Origin of the sequence: Anaerofustis butyriciformans (assembly GCF_036289385.1) — a bacterium.
In the GTDB taxonomy this organism is placed as follows: domain Bacteria; phylum Bacillota; class Clostridia; order Eubacteriales; family Anaerofustaceae; genus Anaerofustis; species Anaerofustis butyriciformans.
Window position 1 is genome coordinate 1 of sequence record NZ_JAYFFH010000007.1, and the last position, 21,399, is coordinate 21,399.

Here is a 21,399-nt window from a genome sequence, read left to right on the forward strand (position 1 = left end):
GATAGCGACGGTGTAACACCTGTAAACATTCCGAACACAGAAGTTAAGCCCGTCCACGCCTAGAGTACTTGTCTGGAGACGGACTGGGAGGGTAGGTAGTCGCGGGGTTTTTTTTATTCCTTTGAACCTACTTTTTAGGTTCTTTTTTTATTTCCTTGTCTTGTATTATGTCTTTATCTGGTTGTATGTTACTTTACTTAAATAACTCTTGATATTTTTTATATGTTTTATTCTATTTGATTTGAATTTTTATATAATTAAATAATATGTTTATATTTTTTTATATATTTTTGATATATAAATAAATTTTTGTGTTATAATAAGTCGAATATTCATTTAAAATGTCGATATTTAAGGGTAAGTTAATGAAATTTAAGAAGAAGTATTTATTAATTTTTATAGCAATTATTTTTATTTGTTTTTATTTTGTTTTTTCAAGTTTTAAATATGAATCAAATGTTTTTCCAGATGGAATAAGTATAAACGGGGTTGACTGTTCCGGACTTACAGTAAAAGAAGCAGAAAAGAAAATAACTAAAGAATGGAATAATAAAGAATTTATTGTTAAATCACCAAATACAGCATTTAAGTTTTATATTCCTAGAACTTGGTCAACTAAAGAAATAATATCACCAAATGAACAAATTGTAAAATCTATGGAAGAAGAATTGATTTCATCTAAATCAAATGAGAAAGTACTTGGTACAATATCTGATTTTGGTTTTACATATGATATAGAAGACAATTTGAATAATATATTAAATAAAAGTAAATTTGAATTTTTCTTAATAAAAATAGGTTTATTTAGTGATAATATTAGAATTAACATGAGTATAAGCAAAATACCTGATGAATTTAATAAAAAAATAAATTCTCTAGATATTTATAATTTAACAGGTAAAATAACAAAAACAAAAAATGCTTATATTAACTTGGAAAGTGCTAACTTTGATATAGTAAAGGAAGTTTACGGCAATAATATTGATAAAGAATTACTTACAAAAGAAATAGTAAAATATATTTCAAGTGGTAAATTTTCTATGAACTTTATTCCTGAAGATTTCTATGTTAAACCTGATATTTTATCTACAGATAAAGAGCTTTTAGAAAAGCAAAGTTATTTAAGAGAATTAGACATACCATCAATTACATATAAAATGTACTGCGGAAATGTAGAAGTAAATAAAGTTGATATTTTAAAAATGTATGGTATAAGTGAAGAAAACCTATATGATAATTTCAGTATTGGTGAATTAAAAGTTGATGAAGAAAGTGTTAAAAATTTTGTTCATGAACTTGCACAAGAATATGATACTGCTTGGTCAGATCATACTTTTAATTCAGCAAAACAAGGAAAAATAACTGTAAGTGGTGGGGATTATGGTTACTTTATAGATGAAGATAAAGAAACAGAGAAATTAATATCAGAGCTAAAGAATAAAAAAGATATCACAAGAGAACCTAAATATTCCCAAGAAGGATATAAAAATGCTAACGATATTGGAGATAGTTACGTTGAAATTGATTTAACATATCAGACATTGTGGCTATATAAAGATGGAAAACTTATTATTTCAATGCCTGTTGTAACAGGAAATATATATGCAGGATATGATACTCCTCCTGGTGTTTATATATTAAAATATAAGACAATGCATGTTACTTTAAAAGGTCAAAATGCTGACGGTAGCGATTATGCTTCTCCTGTAACTTATTGGATGCCTTTTAACGGAGGTATCGGAATGCATGATGCTAATTGGAGAAGTACATTTGGCGGAGAAATTTATAAGGGTGGGGGAAGTCATGGATGTGTAAACATGCCGCCAAGTAAAGCAGGAATCGTTTATGATAACATTGAGGCAGGATATCCAATCGTTGTTCATTATTAATTTTAAAAGAGGTATTTTCAAATACCTCTTTTTTTGTTATAAATTAAGTATAATAACAAAGAAATAGTTTTATTAATATAAAAGGATAAGAAAATGAATCGTACGGAAAAATTTATACAACTTTATACTAAGCTTGAACAAATAGCAGTATTAGAATACGGCTTTCCAAAGGATGGAAAAAGTATTACAAGATTAATGAATTTAAAATGCTATAAAGATATTAGAAGAGAACTTGCGTATTGTAAGGAAATAAGAAATATTTTACAGCATAATCCTAAAATAAATAATGAGTATGCCATAGAGCCAAATGAAGCGATGATAGAACTTTTGGAAAGTGTTATAAAAAAAATAGAATCACCAAAAAAAGTTGTTGATTTTTATAAACCCATTGGTAAAATAATAAGTGCAAATATTGGTAATAATATAATGGAATATATGAGAAAAATGGAGCAAAATCAAATTAGTTATATACCTATTCTTGATGATAAAGGATTTGTTAGAGGAGTATTTGGAGAAAGTACGGTATTTCAATGTGTATTGGATGAAGGTATAAATGAAATAAACGAAAATACAAAATTTTATCATATAAAGAAATATTTAAGTTTGGATAACACCATAACAGGTAGTTTTATTTTTACAAATGAACATACACTAATGATTGAATTAGAAGATATACTTTATAAAGCTTATAAAAGTAACAAAAGAATAGGTGTAATATTTATTACAAAAAACGGAAAAGAAAATGAAAGGCTTATGGGGTTGATTACTCCATATGACATAATAGGTAATTAATAGGGATATAATATGGAATATACTTTTACTCAACAGCTTGTAAATATATGTGAAATCATAGGTATAATTGCATTTGCAATATCAGGTGCAATGGTGGCTATAGAAAAAGATTTAGATATTTTTGGAGTAGTTGTTCTTGGCGTAACAACAGCTCTTGGGGGAGGAGTTATTAGAGATTTGATACTTGCAATAAATCCTCCAACAATGTTTATAAGTAGTAATTATGCGGCCTTGGCTGCAATATCTTCTCTTATAATTTTTATTTTTTCATATTATAAATATAAATATATACAAAAAAATAGGAAAATATTTGATAATGCTTTAAATTTTTTTGATAGTATAGGACTTGGCGTTTTTGTTGTTCTTGGAATAAACACTGCAATGTATAGTGGATATAGTGATAATAATTTTCTTATTATGTTTATAGGTGTAATAACAGGTATAGGTGGTGGAATACTTAGAGATATAATGGTTAAAGATATTCCTTTTGTTCTTAGGAAGAGGATATATGCACTTGCAGCAATACTGGGAGGCGGGGTGTATATCGTTCTTTTAAAGAATGGAATTAATTCGAATTTTTCCTTGATTATAGGTATATTGATTACAATTTTAATTAGAGTTTTATCAAAAAAATACGAATGGTCACTTCCAAGGGTAAAAAAATAAAAGGTAAGAAATTAATCTTACCTTTTTTATTTTTGTTCAACAATTTCAAATCCTTGACTTTCAAATTGTTTTATAGTTTTTTCTAAAGATATTTTACTAACATTACTTCCATTAGTTATAAAAATATTTGCATTAGCTAGTTGTTTCATATTATCTTTTGTAAATGTAACTTCTATAGTTTCATATACTACTTTATTTTCTTCTTTTATGTCATAGGTTAGCCCTTCAATTGATTCAAATTGTTTTTTTAATATATCATTTTGATTATATAAACTTTCTATTTGCTTATCTGAATAATTAGAAATATCTATTGATGTTACTTGTTTGATTTTGTCTATTGTATCCCCCTTTGCATGTAAAGTTGCTTGTATTTCTACTCCAGCGGCATAATCACATTTTAATATTACCGTTTGTTCTTTTCCTCCGCAGCCTGTTAAAGAAAATAAAGATAAAATTAACGTACAAATAATAACAGCCTTAAATAATTTTTTCATAATTTCCCTCCATAAAAATTTTATTATTATTCTTAAAATAATCATACTATATTTGTAAACGAATAACAATGAAATTTTATAAATTACTTGACAAAACTGATTATACTGTATATATTATATATATACAGAAAACAAAGAAAGGATGAATGCTTTGGATATAATTATAAGTAATATAGACGATAAACCAATATATGAGCAAATATATATACAAATAAAAAACATGATTGTATCCGGTAAATTAAAAGAAGGTGATTCTCTTCCTTCTATAAGAAATTTAGCAAAAGATTTAAGAATAAGTGTTATAACCACCAAAAGAGCTTATGAAGAACTTGAAAAAGACGGATACATTTATACGGTTAAGGCAAAAGGTTCCTTTGTAAATAAAAAGAACATAAAACTAATTAAGGAAGAGAACTTAAAAAAGATTGAATTTCATATTAAAGAGATATTGGAGCTGGCAAAAATAAATGAATTAAAAATAGAAGACATCTATGAGATGTTTGATATTATTGCGGAGGATAACGATGAATGCGATTGAGGTAACAAACTTGACAAAAAGGTATAGTGATTTTACTCTTGATAAAATAAGTTTTACACTTCCAATGGGATGTATAATGGGGCTTATCGGAGAAAACGGAGCCGGGAAAAGTACGACAATAAAATTACTTCTTGATGCAATTACAAGAGATGATGGAGAAATATTTATTTTAGGTAAGAATAATAAAGATAATTTTAAAGCAACCAAAGAAGATATTGGCGTTGTTCTTGATGAAGCTCACTTTCCTGAAAGTATTAACCCAAAACAGGTTAATTCCATTATGAAAAACACATATAAAAATTGGGATGAAAATACATTTTTTAATTATATGAAACAGTTTGAGTTGCCTTTAAAGAAATCTTTTAAAGATTTTTCAAGGGGAATGAGAATGAAACTTATGATTGCTGTTGCATTGAGTCATGATGCAAAATTACTTATTTTAGACGAAGCAACAAGTGGTCTTGATCCAATAGTAAGGGATGAAATTTTAGAGCTGTTTTATGAATTCACAAGAGAGGAAGACCACTCAATTTTAATTTCTTCACATATTGTTTCTGACCTTGAAAAGCTTTGTGATTATATAGCTTTTATTCATAAAGGGAAAATGTTATTTGTAGAGGAAAAAGATGTGCTTCTTGATAATTACAGAATATTAAAATGTTCAAAAGATGATTTTGAAAATGTTGATTCAGACTGTATTGTTGGACTAAGGAAATCTCCTTATGGAGTAGAAGCTTTAGTTTTAAAAGAAAAAATTAATCCTGTATTTAATTTAGAAAAACCAACCATTGAAGATATTATTGTTTTTATGGCAAAGGAGGGAAAATAAGATGAAAGGTTTACTTTTAAAAGATATGTATGAACTTATAAAGCAATGTAAATTTATTTTACTTTTTTGTGTAGTATATGTTTTTTTATCTTATACAGAAAGCGGATATTTTTTCTTAGCTTTTTCAATAATATTTTTCTCTTTACTGCCTACTACAATTATGGCATTAGATGAGAGGAGTAAATGGGAAAGTTATGCGATAACAATGCCTTATACAAGAAAAGAAATGGTATTAAGTAAATATATATTGTCATTAGGCGGTGTAATATTTATGTCTGTTTTATATGAATTTGTAAATATTATTATTTATTTTATAAATTCAAGTTATGCAATGAGCATTGTAGATTCTTTTAATATTATACTTCCATTTTGTCTTATGGCGATAATAATAAGTTCAATTAATCTACCTATTAATTTTAAATTTGGTGCTGAAAAGGGAAGACTTGGAACGATTTTGATTTGTGTTATTATTGGTGTAATTGGTGGAGGACTTTTTTCTCAATCATCAGGCAGTGTTGAATTAATAAATTATTTTATGAATATACCTTCTTTTGTGTATTTAGTTTTAATCGCTCTTTTATGGATAGTATCATATTTTGTTTCGGTTAAAATATATGAAAAGAGAGCTTTATAAGAGATACTTTGGGGTATCTCTTTTTTTTATTTGATTAATTTTATGTTATAAATTTATATGAGAAGAATGATATAATTTTTATTAAATAAAAATAGGAGATTTATTATATGAAAAAATATATTGCCTTATTAAGAGGTGTTAATGTAAGCGGAAAAAATAAAGTGCCAATGGCAATGTTAAGAAAATATTTTGAAGAAATTGGTTTTGAAGATGTAAAAACTTATTTGAATAGTGGTAATGTGATTTTTACAAGTAATGAAGAAAGCACGAAAAAACTTAGCGAACAAATTGAGATGATGATTAAAAATCAATTTAATTTGGATATTCCTGTTTTAGTTTTATCAAAAGAAGATCTTGTTGATATTTTACAAAATGTGCCTGAATGGTGGGGGAATGATAATAAAGAGATTTATGATAATTTAATTTTTATTATTCCACCTATGACTTTTGATGATGTTTATGAAAAGATTGGACAGCCTAAGAGAGGATTAGAAAAAATTCAAAATTATAAAAATGTCATCTTTTGGTCTTTTGTTCGTAAAGATTATCAAAAGACAAACTGGTGGTCTAAAACAGCAAGTGGCGATATCAGTAAAAAACTAACTATAAGGACGGCAAATACTGTTAGAAAAATCGTTGAAATGTAACATGTTAAAAATTGTATATATAGAATACTTATAATGCATTTCTAACATATATTTATTTTATTTTCTATTAAGTATATGTATAAATGCTTATAACAACAATATTAAAAACAAGTAAACAATTTTAAGATTTAATATAATGATAAAAATATTATAAAATATAATATTTCCTTATTATAATTTTTATTATCTTAACTAAAAAGACAAATAAAATTCAATTATATATCCCCCATTTTTCATCAAAAACGGGTGTACTCAAGAAAAAATAATTATGTTAAAATATATTTAATAATAGTGTAGAGGAACAGCATAAAAATATTTTCTAAGTATATTTTATTCTCTTTTTATGATTCTTTATTATACTAAAAGAAAAATTATTGATAATTTTTAAATAGAATGTTAATGCAGATAAATTATTTTAACAAATGGAAAACAAATAAAAATAATCGATAAAATAAGATAAGTATTTGATTTTATTATAAAGATATAATAAAAAGTCTATTTTTAATTATTTGTTATGTATGTGCTTTAATAATGAATGGATAAATAGTTAAATAAAGAAAGGGGCTGTTTTAATTGAAACAAAAACATAACTGGAAAAGAGTGGAATTAATTTTTTCGCTTTTATGTTTATGCTAACAATCGTATTTCAATTTAATACAAATGTTTATGCAGCAGAAAGTCCGAGTATTACTGAGTTTGCAACTGTTTCTCAGTTGAGGTCGTTTAATACTGATGATACTGATGGTTCGGTTAATCCTGCAAAAGTATACTTTGGGAATAACAATCAGCAGTGGTGGATAGCAGGTAGTCAAAGTGATAATAGTATGACGCTTTTTAGTACAACTTTATTGGAAGATGGTGTGAAATTTGGATCCGATGGTATAGTTGGTTATATGAAGAAAGACTATGATCCAAGTTGGAACTGTGAATATCCAAATGGAAATAGTATTACAAAAGTAAATGCAAGTCATTACGGTGGAAGTCCGTTAAGGGATAGATTAGATGAATTGCAAAAAAGCTTTTTTTCAAGTTCAGAGCAAAAACTAATGAAAGAAACAACAGTTTATACTGAAGATACAGGAAATAGTACTTATTATTCTACAACTGATATTTTATATCTTGGATATTGTTCTTGATTTAATAAAGATGATTATATAACTGTTGGTAAAAACGTCTATGTCGAAGAAAATCAGGATCTAAATAATGGTCTTCGTGTTGATCGAAACTATTGTGGACCAAAAACTTTCTGGTTACGTACATCAAAAGGGACTTTACCAGGTGCAGCACGTACATGGTATGGATATATTGGAGGCTCTTCTTATACATCGGATCGAGCTGTTGAACAACCATGTGGGTTAGCTCCTGCTTTTGAATTGGATTTATCATCTGTTATTTTTGCATCTGCTGCGATGCCGGCAACATCTGATGGTTCTATGACATTATCTGATACTGATGGTGATGGTGCCTTTACAATTAGATATCAAGGAAATGTAGGTACTGCAACACTCAGCGGAGAATATAAAAGTGTTTCAGTAAGTGGTATTACAAATGATAACACCTATCTTGTTGTGCAAAACAGTGAAGGGGCATGGGCAAAAAAAAGTATCTAATAATGACTTATTGTTTGCAAGTGAAGTTTCTGATTCTCTATCTTCATTTGAAAATTGCAAGGTTTGGTTAGAAACAACATCAGATAGAATAACCTATGCAAATTTGGCGAGTTATAATAAAAGAGATATTAATGTAAAATTCAAAACTGGAGTTAGTATGAATATTACATCCAATAATGGTTCTCAAACAGGTGTAAGGGGTAGTATTGAACCTATCGAAGTTAAAGTAAACGAAGGCTATTATCTACCGGATGATTATATTGATAAAATTATGGCTTTAAATGTATTAGAGGCATTACAAATAACAAAAACAGATAATGGCTTTATTATTCAAGGTACCCCAAATAGTGATGTATATCTTTCTTTACCTGAAGCAACTGCGTATATTGATGGAAATACTATTATAAATCCTCCAACTAATTTAACTGCTGTTTATGGACAAAAACTGTTGGATATTAATTTACCGGATGGCTGGACATGGTCAGATGAAGATACCGCGGTTTCTGTAGGAGGAAAGACATATCTTGCTCGTTTTGATGTTTCAGCTTATGAAGATGAATATGGCTTTGCAAATGTGGAAGGATATAATGCACAGGGACATTATGTAGAACGTAATTTAACAGTTAATAGCTCTAAAGCTGATAGTAAGATTACAATTAAAAACCAGAGTCTTGATAAAGAATTTGATGGAAATGCTGTAAATACTCCTGATATAGATAAAATAGGAAGCAGTAAAGATTATACAATTAGATGGTTTGAAAAAGATAATAATTCTTGGATTCAAATTGAATCTGCTCCTATTGACGCAGGGAATTATAAGGTTATTTCAAGTGTAGAAGCTGATAATAACTATAATGGTGCTTCTGATGAACTGGAATTTACTATAAGTAAAATGTCAAATGAGTGGATAGATGAGCTTGCTATTTCAGACTGGGCTTACGGAGAAAAAGAAAATTCTCCTATCGCAGTGGCAAAACACGGTACAGTTAAGTTTTCGTATAGTGATAAGGAAGATGGCACCTATAAAGAAACAGTTCCAACAAATGCAGGAATATGGTATGTTAAGGCAACAGTAGAAGAAAATAGAAACTATGTGGGTTTGGAAACTGTTAAAACTTTCGAGATTAAAAAAGCCGTTCCCGAATATGAAATTCCAAATAATATAACTATTGAAAAAGGGGAATCTCTTTCAACTATAAAGCTTCCTAAAGGTTTTTCATGGAAAGATGAAAATCAGATAGCTGATAGATCAGGTGTACATGCTTTTAAAGCCATTTATACACCAGCTGATACTCAAAATTATCAAGTTGTGGAAACAGATATTATCGTAAATGTTGTTGAAAAAAATGTACCACCAAGTGATACAGATAAAACCGATAATACTAATCAATCTGATACATCTGAAAAAGTATCAACAAGTGATAATACAAATGTTTTTGTTTGGTATGCTTTATTATTGGTATCACTAGCGGGAATCGTTTCATTAGCTTTATTTAAACAAATAAAAAATAGATAAGTCATAAATATTATTACAAGAATGATATACACTGAATATAAAACAGCTCATAAAAAAGATTAAGTGGGCTGTTTTTTATTTTGAAAATATTATCAATCATATCATAGTTTATTTAATGTAGGTTTGTTCTACTATATTTTATGGTTTTATTTTTATATTTGGATTATTTTATAAGTATTTATGGAATTTGCTTATTTCATATTAAATATCAAGCTAGATTTTAAACACATGTATCGTGATTTTTTAGAAAAAGTTAGATATTGACAAATGAAATAAACATTCATATAATTAACAATGTTAACTATATGAATGGAGAGATAATATGATTGATTGGAAGGAAATGTTAACTATACATCAAGAGCTACATCAGTTTGCAAGAGTGATGCTAACAAAAAAACAAAAACAATTTTTGACATCCAGTGAAAGAGAATTGTTGGCATGGGTTTATCTGAGTAAGGATAACTGCACTCCTTTATATTTAAGTAAAGTAACAGGGATGAAAAAAGAAGCAGTTAGTCGCTGTTTAAAAAGTCTTTATGAAAAAGGATGTGTTAAACGGGAAAAGAAATTTACCAATGAACGAAGCTATGCTCTTTATCTGACAAGTGAAGGAGAAAAAGCTCTACAAAATGACTTTGAGATTATGTTACAAAAATTTTATGATTTATATAGGGAAATGGGGGAGGATTTTGAAACTTTATTCAGTCTGATTTCAAAAGCAAACAAAACGATGGTTATCTATAAGGAGGAAAAGAATGAAGTTCTATGATATTCTTCAATGGGATCCTCAGGTGACTAAAACGTTAATGAGTAAAAAAACTTCAAAAAAAGAAAAAATAAAGTTAGGTATCGGAATGTTCATGCGATCCATATTGATTGTGTTGTTTGCTATAGCGTTTATTTCAGGCTTGACCTCTATTTTTGGAAGTAAAAACACTCCTATGGCAGTTGCTATATTTTGTATATTATTAGGTGTACGATTTGTTGATTTTGGTTACATCATTAGGGACTCATTAGTAACATTATTTTTTGTATTTTTTCTTTTGCTTGTTTCTCCTGTAATTGCAAATATTGCTTTTCCTTTGTTAGGATTTATTATTCATTTTATATCCTTCTTTGCCATTTTATTTATTACTTGTGATAAACCCGAGACGGGCAATGGAGGGTTATTTAGTTTTGCTTATATTTATCTTTCCGGAAATCCGGTATATGGGCAAGATTTTATATATAGAATTTATCTTACTATTACAGGATTTTTTATATGCGGACTGATTTTTTATGTAAAACATAGAGATAAAAACACAGATATTAGCTTTTTCGAAAAAATAAAACAGATGGATATGAAAGAGTTTAAATATCAATGGATGTTTAGAATGTCTATGGGTGTAAGTGCAATATTATCATTAGGTCTTGCCTTTAACATTGAGCGGTTTATGTGGGACGGATTTGCTTGTGGTTCTTTGCTTTCAGAGTATTCTAAGCAGTCAAAAATAAAAGAGAGATTCATGCAAAGATTTATAGGTGTGATAGCAGGGTCGGTTCTGTTTTATTTTGTATATTGCCTACTTCCTATGGAATTACATAGTATGATAGGTCCTTTTGGAGGATTTTGTTTAGGTTTTTGTGTGGACTATAAATATAAGACAGCATTGAATTGTTTTGGAGCTTTAATGATAGCATCTCAAATATATGGATTGCAATCGGCTATTTTGTTAAGAATTGCAGATACAATTATAGGGATTATTTTTGCATTTCTATTCTATTATATATATGAAAGATATATTTATGAAAAAGTAAGTTCAATTAGATGGAGATCACTTAACATTACGGAATAATAGCTTTAAATTAAAAAAATCTAACTATTTGATTAAAATAAGTACATATTAATATATTTTAAAGTTAATTAAGTGTGTTTTTGTATTATAAAAAGATATATGAATAGTAGCTTATATTGTTCTTAAATAAAATAGATGAAGTTTAAATTACGTGATTGATATTATAGGGGGATTACCTAGTATTCTATTGAAAAAAAATCAAAAATTGGAAAGCCTGAAAAAGCTTATAAAATTAGGCTTATTAAAGGTTTTCCAAAAAATTATTAAAAAAATTAGCACTCAAGGCTTGACAGTGCTAACAAAAAGTGATATATTATACTTGAACAAAGAGGAGAACCTCAGAAAGATTCAAACCCCATAGTTCAAAAAAACTAGTGACATAGATAGAATGTCTAAGAAGAGGAGGAATGACTTATGATGTTACCTAGTATTTTTGGAGAAAACTTATTTGATGATTTAATGGACTTGTCTTTGGATAGAGATTTCTTTGGTGGTAAAAATCCACTATACAAACAAGAAACAAATTTAATGAAAACTGATGTTAAAGAAAATGAAGAAAATTATGAAGTAGATATTGACTTACCTGGATTTAGTAAAGATGAAATTTCAGCTCATTTGAAAGATGGTTATTTAACAGTAAGCGCAAGCAAAGATGTAAATAATGATGAAAAAGACGAAAACGGAAAATATATAAGAAAAGAACGTTATAGTGGTTCTTGTTCAAGAAGTTTTTATATAGGAACTGAAATTAAAGAAGATGAAATTAAAGCTAAATACGAAAATGGTATTTTGAAATTAAATGTTCCTAAAAAAGATCAAAAACAAGTTGAAGAAAAGAAAACTATAGCGATTGAAGGATAATTTAAATAAGGCTACCTTTTAGGTAGTCTTATTTTTTTTGTAAAAGCACAATACCAAAACACACTATACAAAGGCTTAATAATATTATACTGTCGTTTACAGATATTTCTTTTAATATATTTAAAACAAGTACTCCAATGCCAAGAGCTAATCCCACGCATTTTGCTGTTAAGTTAATCATTTCTGAAAAGTCTGATTTGTTTAAGTTTTTAAAATCTAACTTTTTTTGCTCTAAACCTAAAAAATCATTTGTATCCATATCAAGAATTTCACAAAGGAGAGGTATTATTGAAATGTCAGGATATGATAAATTCCTTTCCCACTTTGACACAGCTTTATCTGTAATATTTAATTTTTTTGCAAGTTCTTGCTGTGTCATGTTTTTTTCTTTTCTTTTTTGTTTTATTTTTTCACCTATATTTGAATTCATATTTTTCTCCTTGACCAATTATTATAGATATATTTTAATTCATTATAAATAAATAGTCTATCTACTTATAAGAGAAAAAGGTAAACCGACAGTTTACATAAAAAAAGACAAAATATAATTTATATTTTGTCTTTTAATTTATTATTATTCCCAAATCTTATCTTGTTCTCTTCTAAGTTTAACAAGTAAAGAATCTTCATCCAAGATGACATCATCATAAGTTATAATTTCACCTTTTTTAACATCTTTTGCCATTTTTGTGTTTTTATTTATAAGACCTATTGGAAGTGCATTTAGTTCTTTTGCAACTTCTCTTTTATCAATTGTTCCGTAAGTAGAAAAACCTCCGATACCGTCTATTGATTCTCCTTTTTTAAGATCTTTTTTTGCAACTGTTATAGCTTCACATACAAGACCATCCATAGGAACGATTGTTGGTGCTTTATCTAAAACTGCTCTTGCTATTGTAAGTGGTGTTTCCATTCCGCATAAGTGATAAGGTCTGTATAATACGTAATTTGGACCATCTCCGATTCTTAAGTATTGCATTTCATGATGTATAAACTCAAGATCTGATGAAACTATTACAAATACACCAGGGGCAATACCATTTACCCATTCTACAACACCATAATTGTTTAAAATACCGCCTTCTTCTTTTAAACAAAGAACTTTATCCAGGTTTTTAATGTCACATTTTGGGCCATGTCCGCCTCTAACATCTGGAACAAGTCCTGTAGAGTTTGCCATACAGCAAAGCTCAACCATATTTTTTGTTCCGTCGGAGAAAGAACATTGCATTTTAGGGCTTACGCCTCTGCTTATTGCATAATCTCTTATACTGTCAGGTGTGCAGCTGTGATCAACTTCATTATTTTTTCCTTTTCCTATTACTTTTATATCAAAGCCCAAAGCTTCACTAAAGTCAAACATTTCTTTAACTGCCCCAGGTTCGTCTCCTGCACTTCCTGTATAAATTACACCTGCTTTGTCAGCTTTTCTTTTTAAAATAGGACCAACAACAACATCTGCTTCAACATCAAGCATTACAATGTTTTTGCCATTGTTTATTGTATCAATTGCAATTTCTGCTCCTATATCAGTAAACCCTGTTGCATCAACAACGCAGTCTGTTGCTTCAACAAAAGAAGCAATTTGTTTATCTTCGCTTACTACAATTTTACCTTTTTTGATAGCATCATTTGCTTGTGATAAATTGTTTGTAATGACATAATCATTTTCTGTAATATTTGATTTTGAAAATGCATGTAAAACTTTATTTACGTCTATGTCGCATACAACGCTTGGTGTCATTCCTTTCATTTTGTATAACTGGCTTATTAAACCTCTTCCCATTTGTCCGGCACCTATTATGCCGACTTTAATAGGATTATTTTTTTCATGTAAATCTTTTAATCTGTAATTCATGCCTAGCATAGATAATTTTCCTCTTTCCTTCTATATTAAATATGTTCATCCCCTCAAATGTACATATTTTAAGCAGAACAATTATAGCACCATAATATTTAAAATTATATATTTTTAATTAAATTCTAATTTTAATATGACAAGTATATACAAAGTTTTTTATTGTTAAGTCTTATTATTTTCTAAAAGGAAAAGGTGAACAAGTGTTAAGTGGATTAGTTAAAAACAAAGGGTTAATTTTAATATGTTTATTAATTTTTAATTTTTCGATTCCTTTTGGTATAAAGAGTCAAATAGAGGAGAAGACTAACGGTACGGCTGTTTTTAAAGACATTATAAAAAAAACTGTTGTAGTAATGAATGATGAATCAAACAGCAATGAAGAAACAGGAAGTATTTATGGTTTTACGAAAAATATTTTATCTCTTACAGTGCCTTGTCTATCTTTGAATGATATGGGGTATGAAGAAGTTGAAGTAGATAAAGATAAAGAAGAAACATCAAATAGTAGCGAGCTTAAGATTGCAAATAAAAAGATGAATGATGATAAAACCGTAAGTAAAGTTAATGATGGGAAACCTCTTGTTTTAATATATCATACTCATGCTACAGAATCTTTTAAAGACAAAACTTCAAAAGGAACTTATCGTTCAAGAGAAAATGACGAAAATATGGTAAGTGTAGGAGAGGAAATGGCAGAAGTTTTAGAAAAAGAATATGGTATTATTTGTATTCATGATACTTCTTTACATGATTATCCAAGTTATAATGCAGCGTACGATAATTCTCTTGAGAGTGCAGAGAAAATATTAAAAGAAAATCCAAGTATAAAATACGTTTTTGATATACATAGAGACGGACTTCCTTCTTCTAATAATAATGAAAAATATAATGGGAAGGTTGGAAGTAAGTCTGCTGCAAAAGTTATGACTGTTCTCGGGATGAATCACAAAAATTCTAGTAAAAATTTAAGTTTTGCAAATAAAATAAATAAACAGTTTAGCAGTATGTATCCTGATATTAATCTTGGAATAATAAAAAGAGAACCATATAGATACAATCAGTGGTTAAGTCCAAACAGTCTGCTTTTTGAAATAGGGAGTAATTTAAATAATTTGGAAGAAGCAAAATATTCGGCAAAGCTTCTTGGAAGAGTAGTTGGAGAGGTTATAAAAGAGGATATGAAATAATATGTATAAACGAAATATTTCTTTTAAAACAATGATTTTTTTTCTTGTTTTGATAATTATAGCAGGAATATATATGTTCTGTTATCTAAAAAATATGTATTATGATAGTTTTAAAGAACATGAAACAAGTGTTTTTCTCGACCAAAACAGCACTGAAGATAGCAATAATGAAAGTAATATTATTAATATTTTTGGATATGAAATTAATATTGATAACTTTAAGATTTTCACAAAATAAGATTGTGGGAATCTTTTTTTTATTTTAAATTTAAATTAAATTTGGTTGACATAAACTTTATATATCAGTATAATTATACTGATAAAAAAATACTGATATAAGGAGGAAAATCATATAAAATGGAAAGAAATTCTGTTTCAAAACAAGCTCTCCAAAGATTACCTTCTTATTTGAATTATCTTAATTGGGCAAAGAAAGAAAATATAAAAAACATATCTTCTCCGACAATTGCAAGTGATTTGAGATTGAATGAAGTCCAAGTCAGAAAAGATTTGGCGGCAATAAGTTCTACCGGAGGTAAACCAAGGCTTGGCTATGACGTTGATACGTTAATAGGAGATATAAAAAATTTCCTTGGTTATGATGAAACGGATAAAGCCGTATTAATAGGGGCAGGACAGCTTGGAAGAGCGCTTCTTTCTTATAACGGATATGCGGATTATGGACTTGAAATTGTTGCTGCTTTCGATGTAAATAAGGACATTATCGGTAAGAGATTTAAAGGTAAACCAATTTATCATGTAAACAAGCTATATGATGTATGCAAAAAAAATAACATTCATATCGGTATAATAACAGTATCGGCAAATGAAGCTCAAGATGCATGTGATATGCTTGTTGAATGTGGGATTTTAGCTATATGGAATTTTGCTCCATCTCACTTGGTAGTTCCTGATAATATTCTTGTTCAGCATGAAAATACAGCTGCTTCTTTAGCACTGTTATCTATGCATTTACGTGAAAAAATGGATAAAGATAAATAAATAATATTGTAAAGTTTTTGATATTATTATATAATCAAAATATAAATAAAACCTTTATTTATAGGGGTTTAAATAATTAAGTTTATAAAAGTTTGGTAATATATACCGGCTTATATATAAGTTCATAGCTTTGCCTTTTGCTATGATTAAAGTTTAAATTTAGGAGGAAAAAAAATGGCAAATAAAGTAGTTATAGCAGGTGCTTGTCGTACTGCAATCGGTACAATGGGCGGTACATTAAGCACTACACCTGCTGCAAAATTAGGTTCAATTGTAATAAAAGAAGCTTTAAAGAGAGCTAATGTTCCAGCTGATCAAGTTGATCAAGTATATATGGGTTGTGTTATCCAAGCTGGTTTAGGTCAAAACGTAGCAAGACAAGCTTCAATCAATGCTGGTTTACCAATTGAAGTTCCAGCTGTTACTGTAAACGTAGTTTGCGGTTCTGGTCTTAACTGTGTAAACATGGCTGCACAAATGATTAAAGCAGGGGATGCTGATATCGTTGTTGCAGGTGGTATGGAAAACATGTCAATGGCTCCATATGCAGTAATGAATGGTCGTTATGGTTACAGAATGAACAATGGTACTTTAGTTGATACAATGGTAAATGATGCTTTATGGGATGCATTTAACCAATATCATATGGGTATTACAGCTGAAAACATTGCTGAACAATGGAATTTATCAAGAGAAGAATTAGATGAATTTGCTGCTAATTCTCAACAAAAAGCTGTAGCTGCTCAAGAAGCAGGTGCTTTCGATGATGAAATCGTACCTGTAGAAGTTAAAAAGAAAAAAGAAACAATTATCTTCAACAAAGACGAAGGTCCTCGTCCAGGAACAACAGCTGAAGGTATTGCAAGACTTCGTCCTGCATTCAAACCAGACGGTGTTGTAACAGCTGGTAACGCTTCAGGTATTAATGATGGTGCTGCTGCAGTTGTTGTAATGAGCGAAGAAAAAGCTAAAGAACTTGGTGTTAAACCAATGGCTACATGGGTAGCAGGTGCTTTAGGCGGTGTTGATCCTAAGATTATGGGTATCGGTCCTGTTGCTGCTACAAAGAAAGTTTTAGCTAAAACTGGTATGAGTGTTGATGATTTCGATATTATCGAAGCAAACGAAGCTTTCGCTTCTCAATCAATCGCTGTTGGTAAAGAATTAGGATTTGACTTAAATAAATTAAATCCAAACGGTGGTGCTATCGCTCTTGGTCACCCAGTAGGTGCTTCAGGTTGTCGTATCCTTGTAACACTATTACATGAAATGCAAAAAGCTGATGCTAAAAAAGGTTTAGCAACACTTTGTATCGGTGGTGGTATGGGTTGTGCTACTATCGTTGAAAGAGACTAATTTATTGATTAAATTAAGGAGATTATAAAAATGGGTTTTGTTAGATATGAACAAGATGGTTTTGTAGGTATAGTTACTATTGACCGTCCAAAAGCTTTAAATGCTTTAAACGAAGAAGTTTTAAAAGATTTAGAAGCTACTTTTGATGCTATTGATTTAGATAACACAAGAGCAGTTATCGTAACAGGTGAAGGTAAATCTTTCGTAGCAGGTGCTGATATTGCATCTATGAGCACAATGACTGCTGAAGAAGGTGAAGCATTCGGTAAATTTGGTAATGACATCTTCAGAAAAATCGAAACTTTCCCAATTCCTGTAATCGCTGCTATTAACGGTTTTGCTTTAGGTGGCGGAAACGAACTTGCTATGAGTTGTGATATCAGAATTTGTTCTGATAAAGCATTATTTGGTCAACCTGAAGTAGGACTTGGTATTACTCCTGGATTTGGCGGAACACAAAGACTTGCAAGAATTATCGGTGTTGGCATGGCTAAAGAATTAGTATATGCTGGATACAACATTAAAGCCGATAAAGCTTTGGAAATCGGCCTTGTAAATGCTGTTTATGCTCCTGAAGAATTAATGGAACAAGCTAAAAAATTAGCAGGTAAAATTGCTAAACAAGCTCCTATTGCTGTAAGAAATTGTAAAAAAGCAATGAACGAAGGTTTACAAGTAGATATGGATCAAGCTATCGTAATCGAAGAAAAATTATTCGGAGATTGCTTCAATAGTGAAGACCAAAAAGCAGGCATGAAAGCATTCTTAGAAAAAGGAAAAGCTGAATTCCAAAACAAATAGTGTTTTAATTTAAGTAAATATAGTCCGGATTTTTCCGGACTTAAAAAAATAATTTGGAGGATAATAATGAAAGTAGGTATTATTGGTGCTGGAGCTATGGGTTCTGGTATAGCTCAAGCTTTTGCACAAACAGAAGGTTATGAAGTTTGTTTATGTGATATCAATGAAGAATTCGCTGCAAACGGTAAAAAAAGAATTGAAGCAGGATTTGCTAAAAGAGTAGCAAAAGGCAAAATGGAACAAGCTAAAGCTGATGAAATTTTAGCTAAAATTACAACAGGTGTTAAAGATATCTGTGGTGACTGCGATTTAATCGTAGAAGCTGTTCTTGAAGTTATGTCTATCAAACAAGAAACATTCCAAGAATTAGATAAAATTTGTAAAGAAGATTGTATCTTTGCTACAAACACTTCTTCTTTATCAGTTACAGAAATCGGTGCTAAAGTAAACAGACCACTTATCGGTATGCATTTCTTTAACCCAGCTCCTGTAATGAAATTAGTAGAAGTTATCGCAGGTTTAAATACTCCTGTAGAAATTGTAGACAAAATTAAAGCAATTTCTAAAGAAATCGGTAAAACTCCAGTAGAAGTTGCTGAAGCTCCAGGATTCGTTGTAAACAGAATTTTAATTCCAATGATTAACGAAGCTGTTGCTATTTATGCAGAAGGCGTTGCCAGCGTTGAAGGTATCGACGCAGCTATGAAACTTGGTGCTAACCACCCAATGGGACCTTTAGCATTAGGTGACTTAATCGGTCTTGACGTTTGTTTAGCTATTATGAACGTTTTATATGATGAAACTGGCGACCCTAAATATCGTCCACACACATTACTTAAGAAAATGGTTCGTGGCGGCAAGTTAGGTCAAAAATCTGGTCACGGATTTTATGATTATAAATAGGAGGATTCAAAACAAATGGATTTTACATTAAGTAAAGAGCATGAAATGGCGAGATCTCTATTCAGAGAATTTGCTGAAACAGAAGTAAAACCTCTAGCTCAAGAGGTAGATGAAACAGAAGTATTCCCAAGAGAAACTGTTGAAAAAATGCAAAAATTAGGATTCTTAGGAATTCCTATGCCAAAAGAATACGGCGGACAAGGTTGTGATTCTTTAACATATGCAATCTGTGTTGAAGAATTATCTAGAGTATGTGGTACAACAGGCGTTATCGTTTCTGCACATACATCTTTAGGTGCTGAACCAATTAAAAAATTCGGTACACCAGAACAAAAAGAAAAATTCTTAAGACCACTTATCAGTGGTGAAAAACTTGGTGCTTTTGGTTTAACAGAACCAAACGCTGGTACAGATGCTTCAGGTCAACAAACAAAAGCTGTTTTAGACGGAGATGAATATGTACTTAACGGTTCTAAAATCTTTATCACAAACGGTAAAGAAGCTGATACATATGTAATCTTTGCTATGACAGATAAATCAAAAGGAAATCACGGTATTTCTGCATTCATCGTAGAAAAAGGAACACCTGGATTTACATTTGGTACTAAAGAAAAGAAAATGGGTATCAGAGGTTCTTCTACATATGAATTAATCTTTACAGACTGCAGAATTCCAAAAGAAAATCTTCTTGGTCAAGAAGGTAAGGGATTTGCTATTGCTATGCAAACACTTGATGGCGGTAGAATTGGTATCGCTTCTCAAGCTCTTGGTTTAGCTCAAGGTGCTTTAGATTCTACAATTGAATTCGTTAAAGAAAGAAAACAATTCGGTAGACCTATCGCTAAATTCCAAAATACTCAATTCCAACTTGCTGATATGGCAACAAAAGTTGAAGCTGCTAGATTATTAGTTTACAAAGCTGCAAGAGCTAAAGATAATCAAAAGAGATTCTCTTTCGAAGCTGCTCAAGCTAAATTATATGCTGCAGAAGTTGCTATGGAAGTTACAACAAAAGCTGTTCAACTTCACGGTGGATATGGTTACACAAGAGAATATGATGTTGAACGTATGATGAGAGATGCTAAGATTACTGAAATTTACGAAGGAACTTCAGAAGTTCAAAGAATGGTAATCTCAGGTAACTTATTAAAATAATAGGAAAAGGAGATAATTATAGTGAAAATCGTAGTTTGCGCTAAGCAAGTTCCAGATACAAACGAAGTTAGAATAGATCAAAAAACAGGTACTCTAATCAGAGAAGGCGTACCTGCTATTATGAACCCAGATGATAAAGCTGGTCTAGAAGCTGCACTTCAAATTAAAGATAAAACAGGTGCAGAAGTAACTGTTATAACAATGGGTTTACCAGCTGCAGAAGAAATTTTAAGAGAAGCTATGGCTATGGGTGCTGATAAAGGTGTATTAGTAACAGACAGACCATTCGGTGGTGCTGATACTCTTGCAACATCTAATACATTAGCTGCTGCTTTAAAAACAATGGAATATGACCTAATCATCACAGGTAGACAAGCTATCGATGGTGATACAGCTCAAGTAGGTCCTCAAATTGCTGAACATTTAGGAATTCCAAACATTTCTTATGTTCAAAAAGTTGTTGAAGTAACAGATGATAGCATCACTGTTGAAAGACAATATGATGATGGTTATCATGTAGAAAAAGCTCAAATGCCTTGCCTAATCACAGCTCTTGGCGATTTAAACAAACCAAGATATATGACACCGGGCGGAATCTTTGATGCATTTAAAGAAGACATCCAAATTATTACAAGAAAAGATGTTGATATCGCTGATGAAAAAATCGGTAAAGCTGGTTCTCCTACAAATGTTGCTAAATCATTCCCTAAACCTGTTAAAGCTGCAGGTGAAAAAGTTGAATTAGATGCTGATGCTTCAGCTGATTACATTTTAGGAAAATTAAAAGAAAAACATATTATCTAATTAATTAGGAAAGGAAATT

The 21,399-nt window shown here is 29.9% G+C and carries 24 protein-coding genes and 1 rRNA gene; 22 read left to right on the forward strand and 3 right to left on the reverse strand.

The genetic code is table 11. The features are described 5' to 3' along the window. The 4 genes from rrf to V2W16_RS08875 all read left to right on the forward strand — a co-directional run. Positions 1–108 (forward strand): 5S ribosomal RNA (gene rrf / locus V2W16_RS08860); the annotation flags it as partial. Between the two features lie 257 nt (positions 109–365). Beyond that, the gene (locus V2W16_RS08865) at positions 366–1,889 is read left to right on the forward strand and encodes a L,D-transpeptidase family protein (RefSeq protein WP_329384585.1); all 1,524 of its coding nucleotides are present in this window, start codon (positions 366–368) and stop codon (positions 1,887–1,889) included. A gap of 93 nt (positions 1,890–1,982) precedes the next feature. Continuing rightward, a complete protein-coding gene (locus V2W16_RS08870) occupies positions 1,983–2,681 on the forward strand; it encodes a hypothetical protein (protein WP_329384588.1) in 699 nt (232 codons plus the stop codon). A gap of 12 nt (positions 2,682–2,693) precedes the next feature. Then, on the forward strand, positions 2,694–3,347 hold the full coding sequence (locus V2W16_RS08875) for a trimeric intracellular cation channel family protein (protein WP_329384591.1): 654 nt from the start codon (positions 2,694–2,696) through the stop codon (positions 3,345–3,347). Positions 3,348–3,373: 26 nt separating this feature from the next. Here V2W16_RS08875 and V2W16_RS08880 read toward each other — a convergent pair whose 3' ends face one another. Continuing rightward, positions 3,374–3,841, reverse strand: coding sequence for a DUF1307 domain-containing protein (locus V2W16_RS08880; protein ID WP_329384594.1), 468 nt, complete (start codon positions 3,839–3,841; stop codon positions 3,374–3,376). 151 nt (positions 3,842–3,992) lie between these two features. Here V2W16_RS08880 and V2W16_RS08885 point away from each other — a divergent pair, with 151 nt between their 5' ends. From V2W16_RS08885 to V2W16_RS08930, 10 genes are all read left to right on the forward strand, one after another. Beyond that, positions 3,993–4,379, forward strand: a complete 387-nt coding sequence (locus V2W16_RS08885) for a GntR family transcriptional regulator (protein ID WP_329384597.1) — start codon at positions 3,993–3,995, stop codon at positions 4,377–4,379. Further along, the gene (locus tag V2W16_RS08890) at positions 4,366–5,208 is read left to right on the forward strand and encodes an ABC transporter ATP-binding protein (protein WP_329384600.1); all 843 of its coding nucleotides are present in this window, start codon (positions 4,366–4,368) and stop codon (positions 5,206–5,208) included. The genes V2W16_RS08885 and V2W16_RS08890 overlap by 14 nt, the downstream gene beginning before the upstream one ends. A 1-nt stretch (position 5,209) precedes the next feature. Further along, entirely contained in the window at positions 5,210–5,842 is a 633-nt protein-coding gene (locus V2W16_RS08895) for an ABC-2 transporter permease (protein WP_138268733.1), read from the forward strand. 107 nt (positions 5,843–5,949) lie between these two features. Continuing rightward, a complete protein-coding gene (locus V2W16_RS08900; protein WP_329384605.1) occupies positions 5,950–6,489 on the forward strand; it encodes a DUF1697 domain-containing protein in 540 nt (179 codons plus the stop codon). A gap of 629 nt (positions 6,490–7,118) precedes the next feature. Next, positions 7,119–7,625, forward strand: a complete 507-nt coding sequence (locus V2W16_RS08905; RefSeq protein WP_329384608.1) for a hypothetical protein — start codon at positions 7,119–7,121, stop codon at positions 7,623–7,625. Between the two features lie 237 nt (positions 7,626–7,862). Continuing rightward, positions 7,863–8,099 (forward strand): hypothetical protein, encoded by a 237-nt coding sequence (locus V2W16_RS08910; protein WP_329384611.1) that lies wholly within the window; start codon positions 7,863–7,865, stop codon positions 8,097–8,099. Then, positions 8,038–9,615, forward strand: a complete 1,578-nt coding sequence (locus tag V2W16_RS08915) for an MBG domain-containing protein (protein ID WP_329384615.1) — start codon at positions 8,038–8,040, stop codon at positions 9,613–9,615. Before V2W16_RS08910 ends, V2W16_RS08915 begins: the two co-directional genes overlap by 62 nt. A 322-nt stretch (positions 9,616–9,937) precedes the next feature. Next, on the forward strand, positions 9,938–10,384 hold the full coding sequence (locus V2W16_RS08920; protein ID WP_329384618.1) for a MarR family winged helix-turn-helix transcriptional regulator: 447 nt from the start codon (positions 9,938–9,940) through the stop codon (positions 10,382–10,384). Beyond that, complete coding sequence (locus tag V2W16_RS08925) at positions 10,371–11,450, forward strand: FUSC family protein (protein ID WP_329384621.1); 1,080 nt, start codon at positions 10,371–10,373, stop codon at positions 11,448–11,450. The genes V2W16_RS08920 and V2W16_RS08925 overlap by 14 nt, the downstream gene beginning before the upstream one ends. Before the next feature lie 414 nt (positions 11,451–11,864). Next, positions 11,865–12,311 (forward strand): Hsp20/alpha crystallin family protein, encoded by a 447-nt coding sequence (locus tag V2W16_RS08930; RefSeq protein WP_329384624.1) that lies wholly within the window; start codon positions 11,865–11,867, stop codon positions 12,309–12,311. Between the two features lie 28 nt (positions 12,312–12,339). Here V2W16_RS08930 and V2W16_RS08935 read toward each other — a convergent pair whose 3' ends face one another. Both V2W16_RS08935 and V2W16_RS08940 read right to left on the reverse strand, forming a co-directional pair. Beyond that, complete coding sequence (locus tag V2W16_RS08935; RefSeq protein ID WP_329384627.1) at positions 12,340–12,741, reverse strand: helix-turn-helix domain-containing protein; 402 nt, start codon at positions 12,739–12,741, stop codon at positions 12,340–12,342. A 144-nt stretch (positions 12,742–12,885) separates the two neighbouring features. Further along, on the reverse strand, positions 12,886–14,178 hold the full coding sequence (locus V2W16_RS08940) for an NAD(P)H-dependent oxidoreductase (RefSeq protein ID WP_253229597.1): 1,293 nt from the start codon (positions 14,176–14,178) through the stop codon (positions 12,886–12,888). A gap of 194 nt (positions 14,179–14,372) precedes the next feature. On the opposite strand from V2W16_RS08940, the gene spoIIP reads away from it, so the two are divergent. From spoIIP to V2W16_RS08980, 8 genes are all read left to right on the forward strand, one after another. After that, a complete protein-coding gene (spoIIP, locus tag V2W16_RS08945; protein WP_329384630.1) occupies positions 14,373–15,359 on the forward strand; it encodes a stage II sporulation protein P in 987 nt (328 codons plus the stop codon). A 1-nt stretch (position 15,360) separates the two neighbouring features. Continuing rightward, positions 15,361–15,597 carry a hypothetical protein gene (locus V2W16_RS08950; protein ID WP_329384634.1) on the forward strand — a complete coding sequence of 79 codons (237 nt, stop codon included), beginning with the start codon at positions 15,361–15,363 and terminating at the stop codon, positions 15,595–15,597. A 119-nt stretch (positions 15,598–15,716) separates the two neighbouring features. Beyond that, on the forward strand, positions 15,717–16,361 hold the full coding sequence (locus tag V2W16_RS08955) for a redox-sensing transcriptional repressor Rex (RefSeq protein ID WP_329384637.1): 645 nt from the start codon (positions 15,717–15,719) through the stop codon (positions 16,359–16,361). Between the two features lie 174 nt (positions 16,362–16,535). Next, positions 16,536–17,717 carry an acetyl-CoA C-acetyltransferase gene (locus tag V2W16_RS08960; protein WP_329384639.1) on the forward strand — a complete coding sequence of 394 codons (1,182 nt, stop codon included), beginning with the start codon at positions 16,536–16,538 and terminating at the stop codon, positions 17,715–17,717. A 30-nt stretch (positions 17,718–17,747) separates the two neighbouring features. Beyond that, positions 17,748–18,518, forward strand: a complete 771-nt coding sequence (locus V2W16_RS08965) for an enoyl-CoA hydratase-related protein (RefSeq protein ID WP_138268743.1) — start codon at positions 17,748–17,750, stop codon at positions 18,516–18,518. Between the two features lie 66 nt (positions 18,519–18,584). After that, positions 18,585–19,421 (forward strand): 3-hydroxyacyl-CoA dehydrogenase family protein, encoded by an 837-nt coding sequence (locus V2W16_RS08970; protein WP_138268744.1) that lies wholly within the window; start codon positions 18,585–18,587, stop codon positions 19,419–19,421. Positions 19,422–19,436: 15 nt separating this feature from the next. Beyond that, positions 19,437–20,576, forward strand: a complete 1,140-nt coding sequence (locus V2W16_RS08975) for an acyl-CoA dehydrogenase (protein ID WP_138268745.1) — start codon at positions 19,437–19,439, stop codon at positions 20,574–20,576. A 21-nt stretch (positions 20,577–20,597) separates the two neighbouring features. Beyond that, on the forward strand, positions 20,598–21,380 hold the full coding sequence (locus tag V2W16_RS08980; protein ID WP_138268746.1) for an electron transfer flavoprotein subunit beta/FixA family protein: 783 nt from the start codon (positions 20,598–20,600) through the stop codon (positions 21,378–21,380). Positions 21,381–21,399 lie beyond the last annotated feature (19 nt).